Raw genomic sequence first — 15,800 nt, forward strand, 5'->3', positions numbered from 1 at the left:
GGCGAGGGCGACGAAGTCTTGTCCAAGGGTGGCGAGAATTGCAAACGCCCGCCGGCACGGGGGCCGAGAACCGTCCACGATCGACGCCGCGGGCACGCCCGCGCGGCCGCGATCCGGCGTCGCATGTCCGCGCCCGTCCCCGCAACCGGAGCGTCATCGAATCGTCGTGAATGCGGCCCGAAAGGCACGGCCTGTCCCGAGAGTCCGGAGAGCCCCTTGGACTTCCATCGCCGCTTCACCGTCCTGATGTGCACCCCGGCCTTCGACCCGGGCGACCTGGAGGGCGCGCGCGTCGACCAGATCGTCGCCGCGGTGGAGGGCCGCGGCTTCGAGGTGGTGCGGGCGCGCCGCGTCGAGGACGCGGCCATCGCCGTGCAGACCGACGCCGCGGTGGGCTGCCTCGTGGTCGACTGGGGCAAGCGCGGCCTCGACGGCAAGGCCGCCGCGCTGATCGACATGATGCGCAAGCGCGGGCTGGAGATGCCGATCGTCATCATGGTCCGCCGCAAGCGGCTGGAGGACATCCCCGTCGAACTGCTCGACTTCATCGACGGCTACATCTTCCTCGCCGAGGAGACGCCGGAATTCATCGCCCGCGGCCTCGTCAGCCGGGTGACGCAGTACGCCGACACCCTGAAGACCCCGTTCTTCGGCGCGCTGGTCGACTACGCCGAGGAGGGCAACCAGCTCTGGACCTGCCCCGGCCACAACGGCGGCATTTTCTACAATCGCTCGCCGATCGGCCGGATCTTCGTGGAGCATCTGGGCGAGGCGATCTTCCGCGACGACCTCGACAATTCCGTCCTCGACCTCGGCGACCTGCTCACTCACGAGGGCCCGGCGCTGAAGGCGCAGAAGGAGGCGGCGCAGATCTTCGGGGCGGAGAAGACCTACTTCGTCCTCAACGGCACCTCGGCCTCCAACAAGATCGTCCTGTCCTCGCTGGTGGCCGAGGACGACCTCGTGCTGTTCGACCGCAACAACCACAAGGCCGCCCATCACGGCGCCCTGTTCCTCGGCGGCGGCATCCCGATCTTCTTGGAAACGGATCGGAATGCCTACGGTTTGATCGGACCGATCTACCACGACGCCCTGGACGAGGGCCGCATCCGGGAGAAAATCCGAAAGAATCCGCTGGTGACCGACCGCGAGGCGTGGCGGCGGGAGCGGCCGTTCCGGGTCGCGGTGATCGAGCAGTGCACCTACGACGGCACGATCTACGACGCGCGGGAGATCGTCGCGCGGATCGGCCACCTGTGCGACTACATCCTGTTCGACGAGGCCTGGGCCGGGTTCATGAAGTTCCACCCGCTCTACGCGGGCCGCTTCGCCATGGGGTTGACCGGGCTCGACGAGACCTCGCCGGGGATCGTGGCGACGCAATCGACCCACAAGCAGCTCGCGAGCTTCTCCCAGGCCTCGCAGATCCACACCAAGGACAGCCACATCCGCGGCCAGACCCGGCGCGTCGAGCACAAGCGCCTCAACGAGAGCTTCCTCGTCCACGCCTCGACCTCGCCGTTCTACCCCCTGTTCGCCTCCCTCGACGTCGGCGCCCAGATGATGAAGGGCCGCTCCGGCATGGTGCTGTGGGACGACACGATCCGGCTCGGCATCGAGTGGCGCAAGAAGGTCCGCGCCATCCGGCGGGAATTCGAGGAGCGGGAGGCCGCCCCCGAGCGGCGCTGGTTCTTCGACCCGTTCGTGCCCGACACCGTGACCGGCCCGGACGGGGCGGACTGCGCCTGGGAGGCGGTGCCGACCGACGCGCTGGCCGCCGACCCGCGCTACTGGGAGCTGACCCCGGGCGCGCGCTGGCACGGCTACACCCGCGTCGCGCCGGGCTACGCCATCACCGACCCGAACAAGCTCACCGTGCTTACCCCCGGCTTCGACCGGCACACCGGCGCCTACGCCGAGCACGGGGTGCCCGCCCCGATCGTCGCCCAGTACCTGCGCGAGAACCGGATCGTCGCGGAGAAGAACGACCTGAACTCGCTGCTCTTCCTGCTGACCCCGGGCGTCGAGTCCTCCAAGGCCGGCACGCTGATCTCCGGCCTCGTCGCCTTCAAGCGGCTGCACGACGACAACGTGCTCTTGGAGGAGGCCATGCCCGAGTTCGTCCGGCGCCGGCCCAACCGCTACCGGGGGGTGCGGCTGCGCGACCTCTGCGCGGACCTGCACGCCTTCCACCGGGAGCACGGCACCTCGGCGCTCCAGCGCAAGCAGTTCATGCCCGAGCACCTGCCGGAGATGGTGATGCCGCCCAAGCGCGCGGCGCAGCTCCTCACCCGCAACCGGGTCGACTACGTGCCGATCAGCGAGGCCGCGGGGCGGATCGCCACCACCCTGATGCTGGTCTACCCGCCCGGCATCGGCACGGTGCTGCCCGGCGAGCGGCTGGACGAGCGTGCCAAGCCGATGCTCGACTACTTCACGATGTTCGAGGCCTCGGCCAACCTGTTCCCCGGCTTCGAGGCCGAGATCCAGGGCGTCTACCGCGAGGTCGGCTCGGACGGGCGGATCCGCTTCCACACCTACGTCGCCCGCGAGGGAGCCTGATGGCGGCGGGCGCGACGCGGGTCCCTTGCCCGGACGTGGTGATCCGACCGTCCTCCGACGCGGACGTGCCGGCGATGATCGCGATCTACGAGCACCACATCCGCCGCGGGGTCGGCGACACCGGCGACTTCGAGGAGGAGCGCCTGCTGCCCGACGACCTCAAGCGGCGGCGCAAGACCATGCGCAGCAAGCGCCTGCCCCACCTCGTCGCCGAGCGGGGCGGCGCGGTGGCGGGCTACGCCTACGCCGTGCCGTTCCGCAAGCGGCCGGCCTACCGCTTCACCCTGAAGCACTCGATCTACGTGCATCCCGACCACCTGCACGCCGGCATCGGCCGGCTGCTGCTGCCGGCCCTGATCGAGGCCTGCGCCGCGGGCGGCTACCGGCAGATGATCGGCTACATCGACGCGGCGAACGCGGCCTCCCTGCGGCTGCACGAGGCTTGCGGGTTCAGTCGTGTCGGCTACCTGCCGGCGGTGGGCTACAAGTTCGGCCGCTGGAGCGACAGCGTCATGGTCCAGTGCGCGCTGGGCACCGGCGCGGACGACCAGCCCCCGCCCCGGCCGCTCCCGCCCCCCGCCGCGGGGGCGTGAGGCGGCCCGTCGTCGAAGCGTCGCGCGAGCCCGGTAGGAGCGCGGCGGCATCCTGCGGAGACGGGCGATGGCGATCCTCCACGGCCTCCTGCTCGCGGCGACAGTCTACGGCTGGGCCGCGCTCGCCGGCTTCCTGTTCCTCGTCTGGAAATGGCAGGGCGTCGAGAACGGCCTGCGCCCGGCCTGGGTCGCGGCCGCGTGGCCCGCCGTGCTGCCGGGGCTCGCCGCCTACTACGCGGCGGCGTGCCTCTACACCCTCGGGATCGTGCTGAACGCGCGGTGGAAGGCCGGGCCGCGGCACCGGCTTCCGGCCGCGACACGTGCGCGTGGCTGACGCAGCCTGCCGGGTTCGGCATCGAGCCCCCCGAACCACGGCGCGCTCCCCTCCCCCCTTGTGGGGAGGAGAGTACGTCCATCAACCCCTCAGCCCTCCCCCGCCGCCGCGAGCACGATCCGCGCCGCCGCCCGGCTCGGCGTGTCGGTGCCGGGCAGCCGCATGAGCCCATCGATCCGCGCCAGGGCGGCGGCCTGGGCGTCGCGCTCCGGGCCGCCGCGCAGCAGCGGCAGCAGGGCGCCCGCCAGCGTCTCCGGCGTGCAATCGGCCTGCACGAATTCCGGCATGGCGTTCTGGTCGAGGATCAGGTTCGGCAGCACGATGCTCGGCACCTGGATCAGCCGGCGGGCGATGAATTCCTCCGCCCGCGACACCCGGTAGGCCACCACCATCGGCACGCCCGCGAGCGCCAGTTCCAGCGTGACCGTGCCCGAGGCCGCGAGCGCCGCCCGGGCGCCGCGGAAGGCGGCGTATTTCGGCCCCTCGCCCGCGAGGATCCGTACCGGCACCGGCCAGCCCAGCGCCAGCCGCTCGATCAGCGCCCGGTGGCGCGTCACCGCCGGGAGGCTGACCGAGACCGGCACCTCCCGGGCGATCCGGCCGAGCGCCTGCCCGAACACCGGCATCAGCCGCTCGATCTCGGCGCGGCGCGAGCCCGGCAGGACGACGAGGGGGAACGGCGCATGCTCCCGGGCCGCGCGCTCCGCCGCGTCGGGCCGCAGGTCCGAGAACCGCTCGATCAGCGGGTGGCCGACATAGGTGCAGGGCGGCCCCCCGAGGCGCCGGTGCGCCTCCGGCTCGAACGGCAGCAGCGCCAGCACGTGGTCGATGAACGGGCGCATGCCCTTCGCCCGCCACGGCCGCCACGCCCAGACGCTCGGCGACACGTAGTCGACGATCGGGATGCCCGGGGCGGCGCGGCGCACGCGCTTGGCCACCGCGTGGGTGAAGCCGGGGCTGTCGATGATCACCAGCACGTCGGGTTGGGCTGAGACCGCGGCGGCGACGGTCTCGCGGATGCGGCGCAGCAGGGTCGGGGCGCGGGCGAGCACCGGCAGGTAGCCCATCACCGCCACGTCCTCCATCGGGAAGAGCGAGGCGAAGCCTTCCGCCGCCATGGCCTCGCCGCCGACCCCGCCGAGCACGATTTCCGGCTCGGCGGCCCGCAGCGCCCGCATCAGCTTGGCACCGAGCTGGTCACCGGAATCCTCTCCCGCCACCAGCCAGATCTTCTTGGAACTCATGGCGCCGCGTAGCCGACGAGGAACAGGCCGAGGCGGTCGGCTTCGGCGGCGGTCGCGGCGCGGTCGATCACCAGCGTGCCCCCGGCTTCGAGGGCGAGGCCGACGCAGCCGGCGGCGCGGGCGTTCCGGACCGTGCGGGGCCCCACGGCCGGCAGGTCGATCCGCAGGTCCTGGCCGAGCTTCGGCGCCTTCACCAGCACGGTGGCCGGCAGCGGCCGCCCGCGGCCGAAGGGCCTGCGGCCGAGCGCCCGGGCCCGGGCGAGCATCCGGTCGGTGCCCTCCGGCCCCTCCACCGCGAGCACCCGGTCCCCGGCCACCGCCACCGCCTGGCCGAGATCGTAGGGCGAGAGCGCCGCGAGCACCGCCCGGCCGGTGTGGATCGAGGCGTCTGCCTCCGCATCCGGCGCGCGGCTCCCGAGGGTGCCGGCCGGGCAGAGCAGGTCGGGCGCGGCCTCGTGCACGCCGATCACCCGGTGGCCCTGCTCCTCGACGAGGGTCAGCGCCGCCCGCAGCAGCCGGTCGTCGCCCCCGCTCGCGATCTCGCGCAGCACCGCGCGGTTGCGCAGGGCCGCCCCGGCGTTGAGGATCGCCGCCGGGCTCGGCCGCGCCACGCCGCCGGCCGGCACGACCGTCGCCGGCCCCCAGGCGCGCAGCAGCTTCAGGATCGCGGCGAGGTCGAGCAGGTCGACGGTCGCGTCCGCCCGCGCCCGCAGGGCCTGGTCGGTGAAGCCGCGCAGGGCGATCACCCGGACCGGCTTTCTGGCTGTGTCGAGCGAACTCGCCACCAGCTCCGGCAGGCGGCCGGCGCCGGCGATCAGAACGAGCGTGCCCGCGGCGTCGGCCATCATCCGAAAAAAAATCAGGCGGCGCCGACCGGAGTCGGGGCCTCGCGGGGGGTGCAGATCGAGCGCTTGCCGCCCGCGCGGATGAAATCGAGGATCTCGCCCACGCCCGCATGGGCCTCGAAGGTTGCGGACACGTCCTCGACGCGCTCCATCAGCGTGCCCTCGGGGGCGAACAGCAGGCGGTAGGCCCGGCGCAGGGTGTGGATGTCCTCGCGGGCGAAGCCGCGGCGCTGGAGGCCGATGATGTTGAGCCCCGACAGGTGCGCCCGGTTGCCGAGCACCATGCCGTAGGGGATGCAGTCGTTCTCCAGCCCCGACAGGCCGCCGACGAAGGCGTGGGCGCCGACCCGGGCGAACTGGATCACCGCCGCGCCGCCGCCGAGGATCGCGAAGTCGCCGACCGTGCAGTGGCCGGCGAGCATGACGTTGTTGGAGAAGACGACGCCGGACCCGACCCGGCAATCGTGGCCGACATGCGAGTTGGCCAGGAACGCGCAGCGGTCGCCGACCACGGTCTCCAGGCCGCCGCCGGCCGTGCCGGGGTTCATGGTCACGCCCTCGCGGATCAGGCACTCGGCGCCGACCACCAGCGTCGAGGACTCGCCGCGGTACTTCAGGTCCTGCGGCGGGTGGCCGATCGAGGCGAAGGGATAGATCTTCGTCCGGGGCCCGATGCGGGTGCGGCCGGCCACCACCACGTGGCTGACGAGTTCGCACTCCGGCCCGATCTCGACCTCCGGGCCGACGTGGCAGAACGGGCCGATCCGCGCCCCGTCCCCGATCGCGGCGCCGCTCTCGACCACCGCGCTCGGGTGGATGACGGGGGCGCTCACCGGCCGCTCACTCCGTCACCAGCATCGCACCGATCTCGGCCTCGGCGACGAGCGTGCCGTCGACCCGGGCCTCGCCGCGGAACCACCACATGGTCCGGCGCTGGTTGAGCTTCCTCATGTGGAACCGCACCTGATCGCCCGGGACGACGGGCTTGCGGAACTTGCACTTGTCGATGGTCATGAAGAAGACCTGCTTGGTGCGCAGCTCGTCGGTGCGGATGTGGCGGCAGCAGATCGCGCCCGCGGTCTGGGCCATGCCCTCGATCAGCAGCACGCCGGGGAAGACCGGCAGGCCGGGGAAGTGGCCGGTGAACTGGGGCTCGTTGGCGGTGACGTTCTTGATGCCGACGCAGGACTCGTCCCGGTCGATCTCGACGATGCGGTCGACCATCAGGAAGGGGTAGCGGTGCGGCAGCAGCTCCAGCAGGGTCTGGATGTCCGCCGTGCCGAGTTCCGTGCCCGCCGTGTCCGCCGCCTCGCCCATCGGATCCCGCAACTCCCCGTCTCGCCGCCCCTCGGGCTTTGCGCCCTCATCGGCGGGTTTGCGCGGGAGCGCAAGGGCCGGGACGGCGCGGGGGCGACACGTGAGGTGGACCTGCGTCTCGGCACGGCGGGCCCGCGCCGAAGCAAGGCGCCTGGGCTGTCCCCGGTCGCCGCGCGGTCGGGCACGGCCCCAAGACGGCCAAGACACGCGCGATGCCGTTGCCGATCGCATGCGTCCCGCCTGCGCCTGAGCCGCGTTGGCTACCGGCTCGTCACGGGTGAGATCGGAGGCTCCCCTGTCCCGTGAGCAGATCGGGGCGGGGTCGAGCCGGGTTGCGGCTCTACCGCACGCGCCCGTCGGCGTTGCGGTGACTCAGCCAAGACCAGAGCCCGATCGCCATCAGGATCACCACGAGACCGATATCGAGGGCGGCGTGACTGGCGCGATCCACGAGCCACGCCTCGGCACCCGGCACGACCGATCTCAGAGCCCACGCCCCCGCCGAGAGGATGATCGCGGCCAGTACCAGGAACAGCGCGATTTCGCGGGGGTGGGAGAGGCCGAGCATGGCGCGAGCGTAGCACAGCCTTGACGCTCGCGGGTGTCGCGATACCGCTCCTGCACGCCGGTCGCCGCGAGGAAGGGACTCAACCCTCCACGTCGAGATGCGGGTGGCCGGCATCTGCCAGAGCGCGGTCCACGGCCTCGATCGCGATCAGCACCCGCGTCAGATCCTCGGCCATCGACACGGGCGCCAGCGCGATCGCGCCGATGCGCTTGGCGAGCGCGTCGCGCTGACGCGCCAGAGCTGCGCGGGCATGCTTCAGTCCTTCGACGGCGTCCGTATTCATGGGTTTCCCGGTCATTCGCGACGGATCACGTCAGTGCCGGACCGGTCCGTCATCGGACAACGAGGCCATGCCGTCCGCGGTCGCCGCCTGTTCGAACGCCTCGCAGGCGTCGTGGTCGTGCTGGACGTGCGCGGTCCATACGGTGCTGCCACCGTCATGATCGACCACCTCCAGCGTCCGCTCGTCGTCGGAGTCGGCGAAGCGGACGATGTGGACCGTGACGGTGCAGCCGTCGCGCGTGATCCGGCCGCCGAGCGGCGACTCCTCGATCTCGCGGTCAGGGATCACAGCCAATGCGGTCTCCGTCAGTTCGCCCCTCCGGATCCGCGAGATGCCGGATGGGTCGAGGCCGGTCACTCTCGCTCGGACCGGTCCTCGAGCCCCTCGCCCCGGACGGCGGCATCGTACCCGGCGAGCCACAGATCGCGCGCCTGCATCCCCTCGGCGTAGGGACAGGCCTCGCGCCCGATGCCCTTGCCGGGCGCGTAGAAGCCCAGGGCGTAGTGGTCGAGGTTGTCGTCAGGGGGCTCGGTCATGTCCCCTCCAGCATGGCGCGAAGGCAGCACCGGTTCAATCGGAAACGGCAGCAGGCCTCAGGACGCCGACTTCCTATGGAGGATGTTTCAAGCGAGGATGGCCCGCGAATCATTCGGTTGGAGCGCAAGCAATGAGTTCTTCAGAGGAACAACAACTGCGCCAACGAATATTCGATATCTGCAGCTCCGAAAATTGCGACAGCATAAATTTCAACATCGAAGGAACCACCATAACGGGCGTTGGCCTAAGATCCGTAGCAAAACTTGTGGCGTCGGACAAAATCCATATCAAGGTCGAGAAGCAGGACAAGGATGCCGGCGCAAGTTACGATCCAAAGAAAAACAGCCTATCGTTTCCCACCGTAAATTTTGGCCTCAATTTGTTTGAAAAAAGCCTGATCGTTCATGAATGCACGCACGCCTTGATCGATGTCAATAAGAGCAAGACGCTGACCGTCATCGATGAATTGTGCGCCTACACGGCGCAATTCACCTATCTTCAGCCGCTGATAAGCGCAGGTCTTTTTCGCGTTGACCCCGACGAGAGCAGCATCTTCCTGGCGGCGAATATCGTGGCGGGCCATGTCATGGCCGGCACCAACCTCAATATCATGCCGGCTGCGACGGACGTGAATAATCTTCGATATGCGATTTATCTCGCGCCGCTCTACAAGGATTTGAACAAGTACCGGAACGATTATTCGTTGACAGATGGCGTTTAGGCGAAGCGCATCATGGCCGAGGGCGACGCGCTGCTGATGATCCGACAGCGGCCCAACCCGCGAAACCGGGTGCTGCTGACGAGGCTCGATAGAGGCGGCCTGCGCTGGCGGGATCTCGCGGCCCGGGATGAGGCCGGGCAGGCGACGGTGTTCGGCAAGGGCGGGAAGACGCGCGGTGCTGCTCTCCGCCTCGACGTGAGACATGCTGGCGGCCCTGCGAGGCGGAGACGGATGCGCCGGTGTTTCGATCACGGAAGGGCGGGGCTCTCGATCCGAGCGCGGTCCATCGGGTCGTGAAGGCGGCCGCGGCCCGCGCCGGCCTGCCTCCGGCGGCCTCGGCGCACTGGCTGCGGCACGCCCGCGCCAGCCACGCGCTCGACCGTGCGGCACCGATTCATCGCGGTCAGGCCACGCTTGGGCATGCCCCGGTGGCGACGACGGGCCTGTATCTGCACGTGCGGCCCAGCGAAAGCTCGGCCCGGTTCCTGGGGGTGTGAAACGATGCGACGTCTCGGAATGATGCTCGGCGCCGGCGTGCTGGCAGCCGCCTGCGGCTCGCTCGGCCAAGCCTCGGCCCAGGAATTCGGCAATTGGACCGTGGGGGCGGGGCAGGGCTACGTCGAGCACACCGTGCGCAGCGGGCTCGGCAACAGCTTCATCATCAGTTGCGACGAGAGCGCATCCGATCAGGGCGAGCCGAAGAAGACCAGCATCTACGTGGAATTGGCTGGAAAGGCACCGCGACCGAATACCGGCGTCGTTGTCGCTTTGGACAAGGACAAGTTCAATCTCAACACCGACGCGCAGGGCGGTATCCCGACCGACTGCCGCGCCTGCTCGGACAACTTTCGGATGATGTGGACCAAGCTCCGCAAAGCGACGACCATGGTCGTCACCCTCGCGGACGGACGAAGCGCAACGTTCTCGCTGAACGGCGCGGCCAGGGCCTTGTCCCTCAAGCCCTGCACGACGGGCTTCAAGGGTTGATCCCCTGGACGAAGGCGTCGCTTGGGTGGCGGCGCTCTGGGTCGGGCAGGCCACCGCGATCCGCGGACCGTGCTCGGGCTACATCCGAAGGGCGAACGCCTTCAAGGGGCACTCGGGGAGCGGGTTTCTGGAGTCGCCCCCCCGCGTGCTGATCAAGGCAGGACCGAATCCGCGGCGTTCGCATGAGCGAGGAAGAAGCGCGCCATCTCGCGGCTGGCATCCGGTCCCCGCGCGTCGGTGAACGAGCCGGCCGAGCTGCCGCCCGACCAAGCATGGCCGCCGCCGCGCAGCACCCAATGCTCCAGAACCGCCCGCCCGGATGCGTCTCTGCGGACCGTGCGGGTGTAGGCGACGCCGTCCGGCGTCCGATCCTCGACAAAAGTCTCCGTCAGGCCCGGACCGGACAGCCCCTGGGCGGCGACCTCATACCCGTTGGCCGCATGCACCGTGCGGTCGCCGTCGCCGTGGAACACGATGAGCGGAACGCGGTGCTGCGTCCCACCCGAACCGGCCGTGCCGCCGCCCTTCATGGCCGCGAAGGCCGATGGCACGTCGCGGGCCGAGCCGCAGGCCAGTCCGGAATGCACCCCCACCGCCGCGAACACGTCGGGGTGCGTGGTCGCCAGGATCGCCGCGGCGGCCCCGCCTGCCGACAGACCCGCTGCGTAGACCCGGCTCGCATCGGCCGAGAACTCCGCCACGACTTGACGGGCGATGCCGGCGATCAGCGCCGGCTCGCCACCCTCACGCCGCTGGTCGCCGGGCTCGTACCAGTTCCAGCAGCGCTGCATGTTGGCCGACCGCGGCTGCTCCGGATACGCCACCAGGAAGGTCTGCTCCTCCGCGACCTCGTTCATCCGCGTGCCGCGCGCGAAGTCGTCCGGATCCTGGGTGCAGCCGTGCAGCATCACGACCACGGGCAGCGCCTGCCCGGCGTAGCCGCTCGGGACGTAGACCTTGTAGCGCCGGCTGCCAACCGCATCGCTGTACGTGCGCTCCTCGAAGCGCGCCCCATCCGGGATCGGCGTCGGCGCAGGCACAGGGGCACAGGGGATCCCACCGGTGCCCTCACCGAGACCGGCTCTAGCCAGCGACTCCCGGATCGTGCGCATCACGTCTCCCGCGATGTCGCCTTGGGAGCCGGTGAAGGCGGATGGCTCGGGCCTTCCGCTGGAGGGGCCCGGCGCCGTCCAAGACCCACCGGGTGTCGAGGGCGCGACCATGTCGATGACACCATCCTCGGCGGTGGCAGAGGTCTCGTGCATCGTCGTGCGCCTCGCGTCGGCCCACTTGGCGTAGGCCGCGGCCTGGCGCTTCTGGAGCTTGGCCATCGCCGCCATCACCTGAGCGGTGCGGGCCGGGTCGACCTTCGGCATGGCGAACTTCGAGAAGTCCATCTTCGGGAAATGGGTCATCTGGGATGATCCTGGGCGCGAGACGGACGGCGCGGGATGCCCGGCCTTCTCCGCAAAAGCGTGTTCAGTGGGTGCGTCAGGCGGTGCGGTCGGCGAGCGCCGCCTTGACCGCGGGACTGGCTTGGAAGGCACCCAGCACTTCGACCGAAGCGATCGAGGCGCGCGCGAGTTCGGGCGTCACGTCGAGTGCGATGCTGGCCAGTCCGAGCACCTGGATGTGCAGCGGCGTGCCGGCGTCCCGGGCAGCTTCGAGGGTTTGCCGGGTGTAGTGGGCCAAACCGAGGTTGAGCTGCTTGCGGGCGACGGACTGCTTCACCGCATCGCCCTGACGCTCGATCTGATTGCGCACGGCGGTGCGGATGAAGTCGGCCCGGTTGGCGTAGAAGCCGTCGCGGACCATCAGGTCGATATGGCCGAGGTCCACGAACCCGAGGTTGAGGGTAATCTTCTCGCTGTCGGGCAGCTTGGGCCGCAACTGATGGACGTTATCCGCCATGACCATCCTCTCGCCATCCAACTGGATGGTGAGGAGATGGTTATGAGCAGGTCGCGTTCAAGGGCTGTCAGTCGGCAGGCGTGAAGCCCTCAGTCCCGGCAGCCGCAACAGTCCGGTGCGACGGCCCTGCAAGCCCTTCGCCCTGGGGCTGTGGTGTGATCTTGCGGAACGGCTGTCCGCTGGAGAGGAACCGAGCCGCGCCTCGCACACCCGGGTCAAGGCAAGGTGCGGCAGGCTCACCGTCGATGGCTGCGACGGCACGCCGACCGAGAACGGGGCGGACCTACCGCGTCCCGAGGCCTAAGCAGGTTCGCGTTGGCACGCCACACGGTACACGACAGATTGGAGTTTACGTCGGCCGATCCTACCAATCCCCTCATCCTGAGGTGCCCCTTGCCTCGGCAAGGGGCCTCGAAGGAGCCCTCCAGCCAGCCGCGCGATCCCTGGAGGTCTCCTTCGAGGCCCGCTGTGCGGGCACCTCAGGATGAGGGACAGGGTCGGAAACGCCCCTCCGCTCGCCGCGTCGTGTACCGTGGGCACGCCACCACGAACCTGCTTGGATTCTTGGTGGATCGCAGGTTTTCGACGCCGAACCGCCAACCACTTCGGCGAAACCTGCTTAGCGCACACCTACGCCGCTGCCGTGTTCTGCCGCGCCGCAGAAGCGAGGTGCCGTTCGATTGCAGCATGCAGGTGCTTTCGATCGAAGGGCTTGCCGACATGGTCGTCCACGCCCGCCGCGCGCAGCGCTGCCACCTGCTCGGGCAGGATGTGCGCCGTCATCGCCACGATCGGTATGTGCCGCACCGGACCGTCGAGGGTGCGGATGCGCCGCGTCGCCGTCATGCCGTCCATCACCGGCATCTCGACGTCCATCAGCACGAGATCGTAGGCGCAGCCCTGGACCATGCGCACAGCTTCCTGGCCGTCGCACGCCAGATCGACGCGGTAGCCCATGTGCTCCAAGATCGCCTGCGCGACCTCGCGGTTCATCTCGCCGTCCTCGACGAGCAGCAAGTGCGTCCGCCGTGCGGCCTGCGGACGGGCCGAACCGCTCGGCGGCGCGGCGGTCGAAGCCGCGGTGGCGGGGGCATCCGCCTCCGCGAGAGGAAGGCTCACGCTGAACCAGAAGGTGGAGCCGGCGCCCTCTCGGCTCTCCAGCCCGATCGTGCCGCCCATCGCCTCGACCAGCCCCTTGGCGATGGCCAGACCCAGGCCCGTGCCGCCGAACCGCCGCGTGGTGCTGCTGTCGGCCTGGACGAAGCGCTCGAACAGCCGGGCCTGCGCGTCGGCGGAGATGCCGATGCCGGTGTCGCGCACCGCCACGCGCATGGTCATGCCGTCCGCCGTCGGCGTCAGCGTGAGCGCGACGGTGACGGAGCCCCGCGGGGTGAACTTCACGGCGTTGTTGACGAGATTGAGCAGGACCTGCCGCAGCCGCGTCACGTCCCCGAGTACGCGACGCTCGTCCGGCTCCGCGACCTCGACCCGCAGATCGAGGCCCTTCCGCTCGGCCAAGCCACGGACCAGCCCCACCGTCTCCTCGACGAAGGCGCGCGGCGCGAACGGCGCGGCCTCCAGGACGACGCCTCCGGCTTCGACGCGCGCGTAGTCGAGGATGTCGTTGACGACGCCCGATAGAACGTCGCACCCCACCTGCATCTGATGGACGCAGCGCCGCTGGCCCGGCGTAAGGCTCCCATCCTCGCCGAGCAGATCGCCGAAGCCCTTGATGGCGTTGAGCGGCGTGCGGACCTCGTGGCTCATCGTGGCCAGGAACGCGCTCTTGGCGCGCTCGCCCGCCTCGGCCTTCGCTTGAGCCGCCTCCGCCCGGTCGCGCGCCTCGGCGAGTTCCACGGTCCGTTCCGACACCCGCCGCTCCAGGTCGACGTTCGCCTCCGCCAGCGCCCGGTCCCGCTCGCCCAGACGTGCCAGCAGCCCGGACAGCGCGCCGGTCAGCGCGGCGATCTCGACGTAGCCGCGCGGCGCGGGCAGATGCGCCTCGATGGGCCGGTCGCCGATGTCATCGGCCGCGCTCGCCAGGGCGCGGAGTGGGGCGGCGAGGCGCTCGGCTGCCCACCAGCCCAGCAGCGCGAACAGCAGGGCAAAGGCCGCACCCCCGAGCGCGAGCCGTAGGATGATGGCCTGGGCCGGCGCCAGGGCGACCTCGACCGGCTGACGGACGATCACCGTCCACGGCAGCGTCGGCCGTTCGACCGAGGCACGCGCGCGGCTCGCCCCGGTGACGGAGTCGCGGCCGTCCGGCCACGCACCGCGGGCGGTGGCCTCCTCGGCACCGCCCGCCAGAGCGGAGAGCGAGGGCAGGTCGGCGTGAAGGCGCTCGCCCTGCCGGTCACCGGGCCCGAGGACGACGGTGCCGTCGCTGGCCAGGATCAGCGCCTCGACGCTGGGATCGCGCGCCAGTGCCGACGCGATGGCCGCGCGGCTCATCTCGCGCATCCACTGAACACTGAGATGACCGCCAACGACGCCGGTCGTCGCCCCGGTCGCGTCGCGCAACGGGACGGCGACATCGACGAAGCGCTTCGGCTCGCCGTAGGGAAGCGCGGGCAGCTTCTGCGCGAGCAGAGCGGCTTCGTGCACGTCGACCACGGCGGGTCGATCGAGGCCGCCGCGAAACCACGGTCGTGCCGCGACGCTCTGGCCCTCCAGCAGGCCGTCCGTGCTGGCGACGACGCGGCCATCGCGATCGGTGAAGCCGATCCAGGCGTAGGCTGGATAGGTTTGGCGCAGAGCATTGACCCAAGCGCGGCGGGATTCCGGCGTCATCGCCGTCGTCCGTGCGACCGAGGCGAGCACCGTCATGTCGCCGAGGCGCTCGGCGATGTTGGCGTCGATGATCTGGCGCAGGTGGTCGGCGAGGTCGGCCACCCGCGCCTCGGCGCGGATCTGGGCACGCGCGGCGACGAAGTGGGACACGGCCAACGTGCCGACGAGCGTCGGGACCGCCGCGCTTGCGGCGAAGACGAGGGCGAGGAGGGTGCGCAGCCGCATGTCAGCGTCCAGGCTCAGCAGGCGACCTTCATCTCACGAGAAGGTTACGACGAGCATTGCGAGACCGCTGCTGTGGCCGGTGTGTAACCGGATCCCGCTCCGGCCTCCGTCAGGCCGCGTCCGGTTTCGGCGAGTCGGGGGGGGAATCGCGACGAGAGACAGGGATCGCGCGGCGAGGAGATCAGGCCTCGCATCAGACAGCGTCTCACGATCCGCCCCGCCGACTAGGAGGCACGTACCATCGCCCTGCTGTCGGGCTCCACCATCTTGGCCCTCTGGGCACAGGCGGAGGCGCAGCGGCGGCGTGACACGAGAGCCAGCAAGCCAGACGCGGCAGGGCCACCGACGAGGTGCCATCCGCCCGGCCGCACGCACCGTCGCTCAGCCAGCCAGGGGCAGCCGGCCGAGCGCTGCGCGCACGGCGTGGCACACGGCCAGGTCGTCCTCGGGCTCGCCACCCGATGAACCGACGCCACCCACGATCTCCTCGCCGACCCGCAGCGGCACGCCGCCCGTCAACGGCAGGCGCCCGGGGAAGGCGAGGAGCGCCGCGTTCGCCTGTATCGCGTCCTGGAGATCCTGGGTCGACGTGCGCGTAATCGCGGCCGTCCGCGCCTTCAGCCAGGCCGCCTCCGGGGTGTGCAGCCGCGCGCGGTCGAGGCGTTCGAGCGCGAGCAGAACGCCCGCCTCGTCGACCACCGCCAACGCGACCGGAAGGCCGCGTCGTTCGGCTTCCGCGCGTCCCGCGGCCATGAGGAGGCGCACGTCTGAGGCGTCGAGGCAGGTCCGCCGATGCATGGGTCCACCGTTGGATGACGGTCGTGTGCACCCCCGGGGGAGCGGGCTCCTCAGTTCGGGGCGACGGTCCGGCCGGGGTGCCCGG

The 15,800-nt window shown here is 70.6% G+C and carries 18 protein-coding genes; 6 read left to right on the top strand and 12 right to left on the bottom strand.

What is annotated here, in order from left to right:
* Nucleotides 1-216: 216 nt before the first annotated feature.
* The 3 genes from Q8W71_RS04585 to Q8W71_RS04595 all read left to right on the top strand — a co-directional run bounded on the left by Q8W71_RS04585 (nt 217) and on the right by Q8W71_RS04595 (nt 3,489).
* Nucleotides 217-2,562 carry an Orn/Lys/Arg family decarboxylase gene (locus Q8W71_RS04585; RefSeq protein WP_305524152.1) on the top strand — a complete coding sequence of 782 codons (2,346 nt, stop codon included), beginning with the start codon at nt 217-219 and terminating at the stop codon, nt 2,560-2,562.
* Nucleotides 2,562-3,155 carry a GNAT family N-acetyltransferase gene (locus Q8W71_RS04590; protein WP_305524153.1) on the top strand — a complete coding sequence of 198 codons (594 nt, stop codon included), beginning with the start codon at nt 2,562-2,564 and terminating at the stop codon, nt 3,153-3,155. Before Q8W71_RS04585 ends, Q8W71_RS04590 begins: the two co-directional genes overlap by 1 nt.
* Nucleotides 3,156-3,222: 67 nt before the next feature.
* Nucleotides 3,223-3,489 carry a hypothetical protein gene (locus Q8W71_RS04595; RefSeq protein ID WP_305524154.1) on the top strand — a complete coding sequence of 89 codons (267 nt, stop codon included), beginning with the start codon at nt 3,223-3,225 and terminating at the stop codon, nt 3,487-3,489.
* 89 nt (nt 3,490-3,578) lie between these two features.
* On the opposite strand, the gene lpxB is transcribed toward Q8W71_RS04595, so the two are convergent.
* The 8 genes from lpxB to Q8W71_RS04635 form a co-directional block, all read right to left on the bottom strand.
* Nucleotides 3,579-4,733: a lipid-A-disaccharide synthase gene (gene lpxB, locus Q8W71_RS04600; RefSeq protein ID WP_305524155.1), complete on the bottom strand. Its 1,155-nt coding sequence runs from the start codon at nt 4,731-4,733 to the stop codon at nt 3,579-3,581.
* Entirely contained in the window at nt 4,730-5,578 is an 849-nt protein-coding gene (locus Q8W71_RS04605; RefSeq protein WP_305524270.1) for an LpxI family protein, read from the bottom strand. Before Q8W71_RS04605 ends, lpxB begins: the two co-directional genes overlap by 4 nt.
* Nucleotides 5,579-5,592: 14 nt before the next feature.
* Nucleotides 5,593-6,411 carry an acyl-ACP--UDP-N-acetylglucosamine O-acyltransferase gene (lpxA, locus tag Q8W71_RS04610; protein ID WP_305524156.1) on the bottom strand — a complete coding sequence of 273 codons (819 nt, stop codon included), beginning with the start codon at nt 6,409-6,411 and terminating at the stop codon, nt 5,593-5,595.
* A 7-nt stretch (nt 6,412-6,418) separates the two neighbouring features.
* On the bottom strand, nt 6,419-6,895 hold the full coding sequence (gene fabZ / locus Q8W71_RS04615; protein WP_305524157.1) for a 3-hydroxyacyl-ACP dehydratase FabZ: 477 nt from the start codon (nt 6,893-6,895) through the stop codon (nt 6,419-6,421).
* Nucleotides 6,896-7,235: 340 nt separating this feature from the next.
* Entirely contained in the window at nt 7,236-7,463 is a 228-nt protein-coding gene (locus tag Q8W71_RS04620; RefSeq protein WP_305524158.1) for a hypothetical protein, read from the bottom strand.
* Nucleotides 7,464-7,542: 79 nt separating this feature from the next.
* Complete coding sequence (locus Q8W71_RS04625) at nt 7,543-7,746, bottom strand: hypothetical protein (protein ID WP_305524159.1); 204 nt, start codon at nt 7,744-7,746, stop codon at nt 7,543-7,545.
* 30 nt (nt 7,747-7,776) lie between these two features.
* Nucleotides 7,777-8,103 carry a hypothetical protein gene (locus tag Q8W71_RS04630; protein ID WP_305524160.1) on the bottom strand — a complete coding sequence of 109 codons (327 nt, stop codon included), beginning with the start codon at nt 8,101-8,103 and terminating at the stop codon, nt 7,777-7,779.
* On the bottom strand, nt 8,100-8,282 hold the full coding sequence (locus tag Q8W71_RS04635; protein ID WP_305524161.1) for a ribosome modulation factor: 183 nt from the start codon (nt 8,280-8,282) through the stop codon (nt 8,100-8,102). The genes Q8W71_RS04630 and Q8W71_RS04635 overlap by 4 nt, the downstream gene beginning before the upstream one ends.
* A gap of 131 nt (nt 8,283-8,413) precedes the next feature.
* Between Q8W71_RS04635 and Q8W71_RS04640 the strand changes: the two genes are divergently transcribed.
* From Q8W71_RS04640 to Q8W71_RS04650, 3 genes are all read left to right on the top strand, one after another.
* Nucleotides 8,414-9,004 carry a hypothetical protein gene (locus tag Q8W71_RS04640; RefSeq protein WP_305524162.1) on the top strand — a complete coding sequence of 197 codons (591 nt, stop codon included), beginning with the start codon at nt 8,414-8,416 and terminating at the stop codon, nt 9,002-9,004.
* Nucleotides 9,005-9,243: 239 nt separating this feature from the next.
* Nucleotides 9,244-9,501 (top strand): tyrosine-type recombinase/integrase, encoded by a 258-nt coding sequence (locus Q8W71_RS04645; RefSeq protein WP_305524163.1) that lies wholly within the window; start codon nt 9,244-9,246, stop codon nt 9,499-9,501.
* 19 nt (nt 9,502-9,520) lie between these two features.
* A complete protein-coding gene (locus Q8W71_RS04650; RefSeq protein WP_305524164.1) occupies nt 9,521-9,991 on the top strand; it encodes a hypothetical protein in 471 nt (156 codons plus the stop codon).
* Nucleotides 9,992-10,143: 152 nt separating this feature from the next.
* Here Q8W71_RS04650 and Q8W71_RS04655 read toward each other — a convergent pair whose 3' ends face one another.
* The 4 genes from Q8W71_RS04655 to Q8W71_RS04670 form a co-directional block, all read right to left on the bottom strand.
* Nucleotides 10,144-11,406: an extracellular catalytic domain type 1 short-chain-length polyhydroxyalkanoate depolymerase gene (locus Q8W71_RS04655; RefSeq protein WP_305524165.1), complete on the bottom strand. Its 1,263-nt coding sequence runs from the start codon at nt 11,404-11,406 to the stop codon at nt 10,144-10,146.
* Nucleotides 11,407-11,482: 76 nt separating this feature from the next.
* The gene (locus Q8W71_RS04660) at nt 11,483-11,902 is read right to left on the bottom strand and encodes a CopG family transcriptional regulator (protein ID WP_305524166.1); all 420 of its coding nucleotides are present in this window, start codon (nt 11,900-11,902) and stop codon (nt 11,483-11,485) included.
* 630 nt (nt 11,903-12,532) lie between these two features.
* On the bottom strand, nt 12,533-14,917 hold the full coding sequence (locus Q8W71_RS04665; RefSeq protein WP_305524167.1) for a hybrid sensor histidine kinase/response regulator: 2,385 nt from the start codon (nt 14,915-14,917) through the stop codon (nt 12,533-12,535).
* A gap of 381 nt (nt 14,918-15,298) precedes the next feature.
* Complete coding sequence (locus Q8W71_RS04670; RefSeq protein WP_305524168.1) at nt 15,299-15,715, bottom strand: GlcG/HbpS family heme-binding protein; 417 nt, start codon at nt 15,713-15,715, stop codon at nt 15,299-15,301.
* Nucleotides 15,716-15,800: the final 85 nt, after the last annotated feature.

The organism is Methylobacterium amylolyticum (assembly GCF_030700245.1).
GTDB lineage: Bacteria > Pseudomonadota > Alphaproteobacteria > Rhizobiales > Beijerinckiaceae > Methylobacterium.